Genomic DNA, 10,065 nt, shown 5'->3' on the forward strand with positions numbered 1-10,065 from the left:
CCACTTGGGGTCGCGCAACACCCGACGCAAAGGTCCTCCGACCGACTCTCCCGGGCCGCGCTCCTTCGTGGTGTCGTCGTGCCGTCGCCGGCCGCCCGGGCGTGCGTCGGCGGCGTCAGGCCGACGACGCGGCGTCGGACTCCTCGTCCACCTCCGCGCGCAGCCGCTGCCAGAGCGCGTCGACCTGCTCGCGCAGCCCGTCCTCCGTGCCGGAACCGTCCAGCACCACGTCAGCGACGGCGGTCCGCGCCTCGTCCGTCGCCTGCGCCCCGACGCGGGCCCGCGCCGCACCGTCGTCGAGGCCGCGTCCGTCGACGAGGCGCGCGACCCGCTGCTCCGCGGGGGCGTGCACGACCACGAGCAGGTGGAAATGATCGGCCTGGCCGGTCTCGACCAGCAGCGGGATGTCGTGGACCACGACGGCCCGGTCGTCCGCGGCCCCGGCGAGCGCCTCCCGCTCGGCCGCCAGGCGGCGGATCTCCGGGTGCAGGATGCCCTCGAGCCGTGCCCGGGAGGCCGTGTCGTCGAAGACGAGCCGCCCCAGCGCCGGGCGGTCGAGGGAGCCGTCCGGGGCGAGGACGCCCTCGCCGAAGGCCGCGACGACCTCCTCGAGCCCCACCGTGCCGGGCTCCACCACCTCCCGGGCGAGGACGTCGTGGTCGATCACGACGGCGCCCAGCTCGGCGAGGCGGCGCGCGACGACGGACTTGCCTGCGGCGATGCCGCCCGTGAGGCCGATGCGAAGCATGGGCCCATCCTGCCCCCGGCGTAGGCTTCCCGCCATGAGCGCCCAGCGGCACCGGGCCGGGGCGGGCCGGGAGGTGCCATGGCGGGCGGACCGATGATGCGGTCGTACCTGAACGACGCGACCGTGAAGGACCGTCGGCTCGCGGGCCCGACGCTCCGCCGCATCCTCGGCTTCGCCCGCCCGTACCGGGCACAGCTCGCGGCGTTCGTCGGGCTGCTGGTGCTCAGCGCGGCCGCCGGCGCCGTCACGCCGCTGCTGTTCCGCCGCCTCATCGACGACGGCATCGGGACCGGCGACCGCGGGCTCGTGCTGGCGATGGCCGCCGCGGCGGCGGGGATCGCGCTCGTCACGGCCGCCCTGGCGGTGGCGGAGCGCTGGCTGTCGTCGCGGGTGGGCGAGGGACTGATCCTCGACCTGCGGTCCGCCGTCTTCGACCACGTCCAGACGATGCCCATCGCCTTCTTCGCCCGGGCGCGGACCGGCGCTCTCGTGCAGCGGCTCAACGGCGACGTGCTCGGCGCGCAGCAGGCGTTCACGTCCACGCTCCAGACCGTCGTCTCCAACGGGCTGACGATCGCGTTCACCCTTGCCGCGATGCTCGCGATGTCGTGGCAGCTCACCCTGGTGTCACTGGTGCTCGTCCCGGCGTTCGTGCTGCCCGCCCGCTGGTTCGGGCGCCGCCTCGCCGGGCTGGCGCGCACCGGGTACGACCTCAACGCGGACGCCGGGCAGATGATGAACGAACGGTTCAACGTCGCGGGCGCCCACCTGGTCAAGGTGTTCGGCGACCCGGAGGCGGAGAGCGCGCGGTACGCGGCCCAGGTGCGCCGGCTGCGGGACCTCGGCGTCCGCACCGCGCTGCTCGGCACCTGGTTCCGCGTCGGGCTGACGACGCTCGCGTCCCTGGCGATCGCCGCCGTCTACGGTCTGGGCGGGCTGCAGTCGATCGCCGGCGAGCTCACCGTCGGCACCGTCGTCGCGCTGACCGCCTACCTCGGTCGCCTCTACGGGCCGCTCACCGCGATGTCGAACGTCCAGGTCGACGTCATGACCGCCCTGGTCAGCTTCGAGCGCGTGCTCGAGGTGCTCGACCTCGAGCCTGCTCTCGCCGAGAAGCCCGGCGCCGCCGACCTGAGGGCGGCCGTGGCCGCCCGGGGCGCCTCCGTCGAGCTGGACCACGTGACCTTCCGGTACCCGAGGGCCGACGAGGTCTCCCTCGCCTCCCTCGAGTCGGTCGCGACGCTGCGCTCCGACCCCACCGAGGACACGCTGCGCGACGTGTCGTTCTCCGTGCCCGCCGGCGCGATGGTCGCGCTGGTCGGGCCCTCCGGGGCCGGCAAGACGACCGTCTCCCAGCTCGTCTCGCGCCTGTACGACCCCACCTCCGGTGCCGTGCGCATCGCCGGCGCGGACCTCCGGGACGTCACCGCCGCGTCGCTGCGGGGCACGGTCGGCGTGGTCGCCCAGGAGGCTCACCTCTTCCACGACACCGTGGCGGCGAACCTCCGCTTCGCCCGGCCCGACGCGACCGACGAGGACCTCGAGCGGGCGTTGCGCCAGGCGCGCATCTGGGACCTGGTCGGCCGGCTGCCCGAGGGCGTCGACACCGTGGTCGGCGACCGCGGCTACCGCCTGTCCGGCGGCGAACGGCAGCGGCTCGCGATCGCGCGGCTGCTGCTCAAGGCGCCGGACGTCGTCGTGCTCGACGAGGCGACCGCCCACCTGGACTCGGAGTCCGAGGCCGCCGTGCAGGCGGCGCTCGACCAGGCGCTGGCGGGCCGCACGTCCCTCGTCATCGCGCACCGGCTGTCGACCGTCCGGGCGGCGGACGCGATCGTCGTCCTCGCCGAGGGCCGCGTGGTGGAGACCGGCACGCACGCCGAGCTGCTCGCCGCGGGCGGCCTGTACGCCGAGCTCCACGCGACGCAGTTCGCGGGCGCTGCGGCGAGCACGAACGAGTAACGACCGGCCGGGCGCACGACGGCGGCCCGCCACCCCGAGGGGTGACGGGCCGCCGTGGGCTACCGGTGGGTCGCGGACGACCCGACGGTGTCAGTCGCCGATCAGTTGCCGGTGAGCTTCTCGCGGAGCGCGGCGAGCGCCTCGTCCGAGGCGAGCGTGCCCGCGGCCTCCTGCGCCGGCGGGGCCGACGAGTAGGAGGAGGACGAGGACGACGACGACGAGCTGCTGGAGCTGCCGCCGGGGACCGCGTCGTTCACGGCCGCGTCGGCGTCCGCCGCGATGGCCGCACGGACCTGCTCGCGGTGCGACTCCCAGCGGGCGTGCGCCTTGGCGTACTCCGCCTCCCAGGCCTCGCGCTGCGTCTCGAAGCCCTCGAGCCACTCGTTGGTCTCCGGGTCGAAGCCCTCGGGGTACTTGTACTCGCCGTTCTCGTCGTACTCGGCAGCCATGCCGTAGAGCGCGGGGTCGAAGTCCTCGGACTCCGGGTCCATGCCCTCGTTGGCCTGCTTGAGCGACAGCGAGATGCGGCGACGCTCGAGGTCGATGTCGATGACCTTGACAAACACCTCGGCACCGACGCTGACGACCTGCTCGGGCAGCTCGACGTGGCGGACGGCCAGCTCGGAGATGTGCACCAGGCCCTCGATGCCGTCCTCGACGCGGACGAACGCACCGAACGGCACGAGCTTCGTGACCTTGCCGGGCACGACCTGGCCGATGGCGTGCGTGCGGGCGAAGGTCTGCCACGGGTCCTCCTGCGTCGCCTTCAGCGACAGGGAGACGCGCTCGCGGTCGTGGTCGACGTCGAGCACCTCGACGGTGACCTCCTGGCCCACCTCGACGACCTCGGACGGGTGGTCGATGTGCTTCCAGGACAGCTCCGAGACGTGCACCAGACCGTCGACGCCGCCGAGGTCCACGAACGCACCGAAGTTGACGATCGAGGAGACGACACCGGGGCGCACCTGGCCCTTCTGCAGCGTCTGCAGGAAGGTGGAGCGGACCTCGGACTGCGTCTGCTCGAGCCAGGCACGGCGCGACAGGACCACGTTGTTGCGGTTCTTGTCGAGCTCGATGATCTTGGCCTCGATCTCCTTGCCGACGTACGGCGCGAGGTCGCGGACGCGACGCATCTCCACGAGGGAGGCGGGGAGGAAGCCACGAAGACCGATGTCGAGGATGAGGCCACCCTTGACGACCTCGATGACGGTGCCGGTGACGACGCCGTCCTCCTCCTTGATCTTCTCGATCGTGCCCCAGGCGCGCTCGTACTGGGCGCGCTTCTTCGACAGGATCAGGCGACCCTCCTTGTCCTCCTTCTGGAGGACGAGAGCCTCGACGGCGTCGCCCACGGCGACGACCTCGCCCGGGTCCACGTCGTGCTTGATGGAGAGCTCCCGGGACGGGATCACACCCTCCGTCTTGTAACCGATGTCGAGGAGGACCTCGTCGCGGTCGACCTTGACGATCGTGCCTTCCACGATGTCACCATCGTTGAAGTACTTGATGGTGGCGTCGACGGCGGCAAGGAAGTCCTCCTCGGTGCCGATGTCGTTGACGGCAACCTGCGGGGCGGACTTCGTGGTGGAGATGGTCATTGAGTAGATGCTCCGATGCGGACAGGACGTAGTGCGGACAGGGTCTGTGGCGAGGGCACCGGGTTGTCGACGTGACGATCGATCCGCCGCAACGTCGTGACGACGGCGATTCGAGCTCAAGGACGGCCCCGGGCGCACTGCACCGCGGACAATCTTATCGATGACCAGGCGAGGGGTCAACGCGGGGCCCCGTGCCACGATGGCCGGGTGAGCGACCATCCTCCCGCGCCCCGTCCCGTCACGCACGCGGGGTACGACGACGTCCCCGACGACGCCGGCAACGCGGCCGCGCGCGGCTGGTGGGACGAGAACGCCGACGACTACCTCGCCGACCACGGGTCGTTCCTCGGCGACGCGGGCTTCCGCTGGGGCCCGGAGGGCCTCACCGAGGCGGAGGCCGGCCTGCTCGGCGACGTCGCCGGGGCACGTGTCGTCGAGATCGGCGCCGGTGCGGCGCACTGCTCGCGCTGGCTGGTCGGCCGCGGCGCCCGGGTGGTGGCCACCGACGTCTCTGCACGGATGCTCTCCGGCGCGGCACGGCTCAACGCGGCGACGGACACACCGGTGCCGCTGGTGCAGGCCGACGCCCGGTCGCTCCCGTTCGCCCCCGCGAGCGTCGACATCGTGTTCACCTCGTACGGGGCGATCCCCTTCGTGGCGGACGCGGCGCGGGTGCACGCCGAGGCCGCCCGCGTGCTGCGGCCCGGCGGCCGGTGGGTGTTCTCCGTGACGCACCCCGTCCGCTGGGCGTTCCCCGACGACCCCACCGCCCGGGGACTCACCGTGCACCGCTCGTACTTCGACCGGCGTCCCTACGTCGAGACCGACGACCTGGGCGACGTGCGCTACGCCGAGTACCACCGCACCGTCGGCGACCACGTGCGCGACGTCGCCGCTGCCGGCCTGCGCCTGCGCGACGTCGTCGAACCCGAGTGGCCGGACTGGAACGACGCCACCTGGGGCGGCTGGAGCCCGGAGCGCGGCGCCGTCCTGCCCGGCACCGCGATCTTCGTCACGACCAAGGACTGACCCGAAGGGCCCGACCGGCTCAGGCGGGCCCGAGCGCCCGGTGCGGCACCCAGCCGGCGCGGCCGTCCCGCGCGACGCACCAGCTCCACCCGGACTCGGCGTCGTCGGCGGTGACCTCGACCCGCTCGCCCGCGGTCACCGCCAGCTCCTGCGTGTCGTAGGCCGTGCGGACCACCGCGACAGGACGGGCGTCGTCCAGGTGCCGCGCGGGCACCCACCCGCTGCCCCCGTCGTCGGTCGTGACGAACACGAACGCTGGCCAGGTGTCGTCGCGTTCCCCGACCCGCACCACGGTGCCCGGCGCGACGCGCAGCGCCGCCCGCGGCGGGATCTCGTGGTCGGCGACCGCGCGGGCCGGACCGAGGTCCATCGTGCTGCCCTCCCCGTCGTGGCCGGCGTCCTGTCGCGTGCGCCGACCGGGCCGTCAGCCGTCAGTGCCCGGCGTCGTGCCAGGTCGCCCCCGCGCCGACGGAGACGTCCAGCGGCACGTCCAGCTCCACCGCGGAGCCCATCTGCGACCGCAGCACGTCCTCCGCCGCCTCGCGCTCCCCCGGCGCCACCTCGACCACGAGCTCGTCGTGCACCTGCAGCAGCAGCCGCGACGCGAGCCCGCGCTCGTCGAGCTCGCGCTGCACGCCGAGCATCGCGACCTTGATGATGTCGGCCGCGCTGCCCTGGATGGGCGCGTTGAGCGCCATGCGCTCCGCCATCTGCCGCCGCTGGCGGTTGTCGCTCGTGAGGTCCGGCAGGTAGCGGCGACGTCCTAGGATCGTCGCGGTATACCCCGTGGCCCGCGCCTCCTCGACCACCCCGGTGAGGTAGTCGCGCACCCCGCCGAAGCGGGTGAAGTAGTCGTCCATCAGCGACTGCGCCTCGCCGGTCGGGATGGTGAGCTGCTGCGACAGCCCGAAGGCGCTCAGCCCGTACGCGAGCCCGTAGCTCATCGCCTTGATCTTCGAGCGCATCTCGGGCGTGACGTCCGCGGGAGCCACCTCGAACACGCGGGAGCCCACGTAGCGGTGCAGGTCCTCGCCGGACCGGAAGGCCTCGATCAGCCCCTCGTCGCCGGACAGGTGCGCCATGATCCGCATCTCGATCTGGCTGTAGTCCGCCGTGAGCAGCGTCTCGTAGCCCTCACCGACCCGGAAGGCGCGGCGGATGCGCCGCCCCTCCTCCGTGCGGATCGGGATGTTCTGCAGGTTCGGGTCCGTGGAGCTCAGGCGGCCCGTCGCCGCGATCGTCTGCTGGAACGTGGTGTGGATCCGCCCGTCGGGCGCCACGGACTTGAGCAGCCCCTCGACCGTCGAGCGCAGCCGGGTCGCGTCGCGGTGCGCCAGCAGGTGCTCGAGGAAGGGGTGCTCGGTCTTGACGTAGAGGTCCTGCAGGGAGGCCGCGTCGGTGGTGTAGCCCGTCTTGATCTTCTTGGTCTTGGGCATGCCGAGCTGGTCGAACAGCACCTCCTGCAGCTGCTTCGGGCTGCCGAGGTTCACCTGCCGGCCGATCACGTCGTACGCGTCGGCGGCCGCGTCGGCCACCATCGAGGCGAACTGCTTCTCGAGCTCCGTGAGGTACTCGACGTCCGCCGCGATGCCCGTGGCCTCCATCCGGCCCAGCACCTGCGTGAGCGGCAGCTCCAGGTCCGTGAGCAGCCCCGCGGCTCCCCGGTCCGCGAGCTGCCCGGACAGGGCCTGCGCCAGGTCGACCACGGCCGCCGCGCGCACGGCCGCCTGCCGCGCCCGAGGGTCATCGTCACCGCCGTCGAGAGCGAGGTCCAGGGCGCCCTGTCCGGCGGCGTCGGGCGCCTCCCCCGCGGACAGCTCGCGCCCGAGCAGGCGCACCGTGAGGTCGGCGAGGTCGTAGCCACGCTGGTCGGGGTAGCAGAGGTATGCCGCGAGCTCGGTGTCGAAGGACACGCCGCGCAGGTCCAGACCGCGCCCGGCGAGCTCGTGCCAGGCGGCCTTGGCGCCGTGCACGGCCTTCGGCGCCGCGGGGTCGGCGAGCCAGGTCGCGAGCGCGCTCTCGTCCTCCGGCGTCACGTCCGCCAGGTCGACGACGGCGGCGGCGGTCTCGCCGTCGTGGTCGTCGGCGAGCGCGACGTCCCACGCATCGCCGGCACCCGGCGTCGGCGTCCCCGTGACCTCGAGCCCGAGGGCGCGACCGGAGCGCGCCGCCAGCCAGGCACCCAGCCCACCCGGCTCGAGCGCCGCGAGCGCGACCTGCACGCCCGCCACCTCGACCGCCTCGACCGGCTCCGCGGACGGGTCCGCCGCGAGCAGGCGGTCGCGCAGCGCGCCGAACTGCAGGGTGTCGGACACCCGGTGCACGGCCTCCCGGTCGAACCCGTCGAGCCCCAGCCGGTCCACCGACAGGGGCAGCTCGACGTCGTCCAGCAGCCGGTTGAGCTCACGGTTGAGGCGCACCTGCTCGACCGCCTCCCGCAGGTTGCCCGCCGCCTTGCCCTTGAGCTCGTCGACGTGCTCCAGCAGCGGCTCGAGGCCGCCGTACGTGGTGACCCACTTGGCCGCCGTCTTGGGGCCGACGCCGGGCACGCCGGGCAGGTTGTCGCTCGACTCCCCCACGAGGGCCGCCAGGTCGGGGTACTGCTGCGGGGGCACGCCGTACTTCTCGGCGACGGCCTCCGGCGTCATGCGCGCGAGCTCCGACACGCCGCGCTTCGGGTACAGCACGGTGACGTCCTCGGTGACGAGCTGCAGCGAGTCCCGGTCACCGGAGCAGACCAGGACGTCGAAGCCCGCCTCGCGCCCCTCGCGGGCGAGCGTGGCCAGGATGTCGTCGGCCTCGATGCCCTCGCGCTGCAGCGCGGGGATGCGCAGCGCCTCGAGGACCTCCTTGATGAGCGGCACCTGCCCGCGGAACACCTCGGGGGTCGCGTCACGGTTGCCCTTGTACTCGGGGAACCGCTCGGTGCGGAACGTCACCCGCCCGGCGTCGAACGCGACGGCCGCGTGCGTCGGCTGCTCGTCGCGCAGCAGGTTCGTCAGCATCGAGGTGAACCCGTAGACGGCGTTCGTCACCTGGCCGCTGGAGGTCACCAGCGTGTCCGGCAGCGCGAAGAACGCTCGGTACGCCATGGAGTGGCCGTCGATCAGCAGGAGGCGTGGGCGGGTCCCGGTTCGCGCGGAGGTCGTCACGGGTGCCAACCTATCGCCCATGTCTGACACCACCGCCGACGCGCCCCGGTTCCCCCGCACCCTCGAGGAGTGGACCGCCGCCGCGCAGGGCACGCTCATCGAGCGACTCGGGATCCGGCTCACGGAGGTGGCCGCCGAACGCACGGGCGGCACCATGCCGGTGGCCGGCAACACCCAGCCGGCCGGGCTGCTGCACGGCGGCGCGACGGCGTCGCTCGCGGAGACCCTCGCCTCCGTTGCCGCGCAGCAGCACGCGGGGCCTGGGCGTGCCGCGGTGGGCCTGGAGCTCAACGCGACGCACCACCGCGGCGCGCGGTCCGGAAGCGTGCACGGGGTCGCCACCGCCCTGCACCTGGGGCGGTCGACCGCCGCCTACGAGATCGTCGTCACCGACGACGACGGCCGCCGCGTGTGCACCGCGCGACTCACCTGCATGATCCTCGACGCCCGCTGAGGTCGCGGCCGAGGTGCCGGGGGACGCGGCGCGGGCCGCGGGACCACGGAGGGCTCCGCTCGAGGCGGACGGCTCAGGACGGGACGGACTCGCTCGCCGGGTCGCGACGGGTCGCGACCCCGAGCGAGGTCACGCCGTCCGGGCCCTCCGGGCCCTCGCCGCGGTCGGCCGCCCGGTCGGCGGCCTCGCGCAGCGCGGCGTCGCGCTCGGCCTGGAAGGCCCGCAGGTCGACCGGGCCCGTGGGCAGGCCCGCGGCCCGGGCGCGGCGACGGCGGGCGACGAGGTCCTCGATCGCCGCGCGGGTCGCCTCCCGGCGCCCCGCGCGGGCCGCCGTCCGCGTCCCGCGGGGGTTCTCCTGGACCAGGCGGCGCTGCAGCGTCGCCGTGGCGACGACGCGGTGCCCCGACGTGGGGGCGAAGCCCAACCGGGCGAGGAAGCGGTGCATGCCGCGGGCACCCGGGGCCGGCGCGCAGTAGACGTTCTCGGCGCCGCGCTCCCCCGCCACGGCGGCGGCGGCCGCGAGGAGCGCGTGGCCGACACCGCGGCGCCGGGCCGACGGGCTGACGAAGACGGCGTCGACGTACAGGCTCGTGGTCGTCGCGAACAGCAACGGGTCGATGACGCGCAGCACGGCGAACCCGCAGATCTCGCCCTCGTGGCTCGCGACGAGGACCTGCCCGCCCGCGCCCAGCAGCACGCTCAGGTGCTCCAGGAGGCGGGAGGCGTCCGAGGGGGTTCCCTGCGCGGCCGACGGCGACTCCTCGACGGCACGCTCCGCCAGGCGCGCGACATCGACCATGTCGTCCTGCTCGACCGGCCGGACCTCGACCGCTGCACGCATCGGCACCTCCTCGACGAATGACCGTCCCCGCGCGGCGCGGTGGGAGCCTTCCCACCCGTCTCCGGGGGCCCGCCCCGGCAGCCCCGGGGTCACGGTCGTTGAAGCATGAATATCACAGATTGGTCACGACACCCAGGCGACGATAGCGACCCTGTCGCCCTCGCACAATGGGCAGTGGGGGGGGGGGGGGGGGGGCGTTCCTCCCCCGTCCCCCCCCCCTTCTCTTCCCCCCCCTCCCCCCTCTCCCCCCCCTCTTCCCCCCCCCCCCTTCCCCCTCTCCG

At 73.9% G+C, this 10,065-nt stretch carries 8 protein-coding genes; 3 read left to right on the top strand and 5 right to left on the bottom strand.

All coding sequences use genetic code 11. The annotated features are described in order from the left end of the window. Positions 1 to 115 precede the first annotated feature (115 nt). Positions 116 to 748 carry a dephospho-CoA kinase gene (gene coaE / locus ACFVS0_RS03020; RefSeq protein WP_430565124.1) on the bottom strand — a complete coding sequence of 211 codons (633 nt, stop codon included), beginning with the start codon at positions 746 to 748 and terminating at the stop codon, positions 116 to 118. A gap of 78 nt (positions 749 to 826) precedes the next feature. On the opposite strand from coaE, the gene ACFVS0_RS03025 reads away from it, so the two are divergent. Next, positions 827 to 2,710, top strand: coding sequence for an ABC transporter ATP-binding protein (locus ACFVS0_RS03025; protein WP_430587117.1), 1,884 nt, complete (start codon positions 827 to 829; stop codon positions 2,708 to 2,710). 101 nt (positions 2,711 to 2,811) lie between these two features. Here ACFVS0_RS03025 and rpsA read toward each other — a convergent pair whose 3' ends face one another. Continuing rightward, entirely contained in the window at positions 2,812 to 4,308 is a 1,497-nt protein-coding gene (rpsA, locus tag ACFVS0_RS03030; RefSeq protein WP_430587118.1) for a 30S ribosomal protein S1, read from the bottom strand. Between the two features lie 207 nt (positions 4,309 to 4,515). On the opposite strand from rpsA, the gene ACFVS0_RS03035 reads away from it, so the two are divergent. Then, a complete protein-coding gene (locus tag ACFVS0_RS03035) occupies positions 4,516 to 5,337 on the top strand; it encodes a class I SAM-dependent methyltransferase (protein WP_430587119.1) in 822 nt (273 codons plus the stop codon). Positions 5,338 to 5,356: 19 nt separating this feature from the next. Here ACFVS0_RS03035 and ACFVS0_RS03040 read toward each other — a convergent pair whose 3' ends face one another. Beyond that, the gene (locus ACFVS0_RS03040; RefSeq protein WP_430587120.1) at positions 5,357 to 5,707 is read right to left on the bottom strand and encodes an SH3 domain-containing protein; all 351 of its coding nucleotides are present in this window, start codon (positions 5,705 to 5,707) and stop codon (positions 5,357 to 5,359) included. Positions 5,708 to 5,768: 61 nt separating this feature from the next. Beyond that, positions 5,769 to 8,510 carry a DNA polymerase I gene (gene polA, locus ACFVS0_RS03045; protein ID WP_430587121.1) on the bottom strand — a complete coding sequence of 914 codons (2,742 nt, stop codon included), beginning with the start codon at positions 8,508 to 8,510 and terminating at the stop codon, positions 5,769 to 5,771. Here polA and ACFVS0_RS03050 point away from each other — a divergent pair. Continuing rightward, a complete protein-coding gene (locus ACFVS0_RS03050) occupies positions 8,509 to 8,943 on the top strand; it encodes a hotdog fold thioesterase (RefSeq protein WP_430565129.1) in 435 nt (144 codons plus the stop codon). The two genes, polA and ACFVS0_RS03050, sit on opposite strands and share 2 nt — an antisense overlap. 73 nt (positions 8,944 to 9,016) lie before the next feature. Here the strand turns inward: ACFVS0_RS03050 and ACFVS0_RS03055 are convergent, their stop codons facing one another. Next, positions 9,017 to 9,784 carry a GNAT family N-acetyltransferase gene (locus ACFVS0_RS03055; RefSeq protein ID WP_430552013.1) on the bottom strand — a complete coding sequence of 256 codons (768 nt, stop codon included), beginning with the start codon at positions 9,782 to 9,784 and terminating at the stop codon, positions 9,017 to 9,019. Positions 9,785 to 10,065 lie beyond the last annotated feature (281 nt).

The sequence above is a fragment of the Isoptericola sp. NPDC058082 genome (assembly GCF_042885055.1).
In the GTDB taxonomy this organism is placed as follows: domain Bacteria; phylum Actinomycetota; class Actinomycetes; order Actinomycetales; family Cellulomonadaceae; genus Isoptericola.

Coding starts and splice junctions, on each gene's coding strand:
- ACFVS0_RS03025 (WP_430587117.1), top strand. CDS start 827: ATGGCGGGCGGACCGATGATGCGGTCGTACCTGAACGACGCGACCGTG.
- ACFVS0_RS03040 (WP_430587120.1), bottom strand. CDS start 5,707: ATGGACCTCGGTCCGGCCCGCGCGGTCGCCGACCACGAGATCCCGCCG.
- coaE (WP_430565124.1), bottom strand. CDS start 748: ATGCTTCGCATCGGCCTCACGGGCGGCATCGCCGCAGGCAAGTCCGTC.
- ACFVS0_RS03055 (WP_430552013.1), bottom strand. CDS start 9,784: ATGCGTGCAGCGGTCGAGGTCCGGCCGGTCGAGCAGGACGACATGGTC.
- rpsA (WP_430587118.1), bottom strand. CDS start 4,308: ATGACCATCTCCACCACGAAGTCCGCCCCGCAGGTTGCCGTCAACGAC.
- ACFVS0_RS03050 (WP_430565129.1), top strand. CDS start 8,509: ATGTCTGACACCACCGCCGACGCGCCCCGGTTCCCCCGCACCCTCGAG.
- polA (WP_430587121.1), bottom strand. CDS start 8,510: ATGGGCGATAGGTTGGCACCCGTGACGACCTCCGCGCGAACCGGGACC.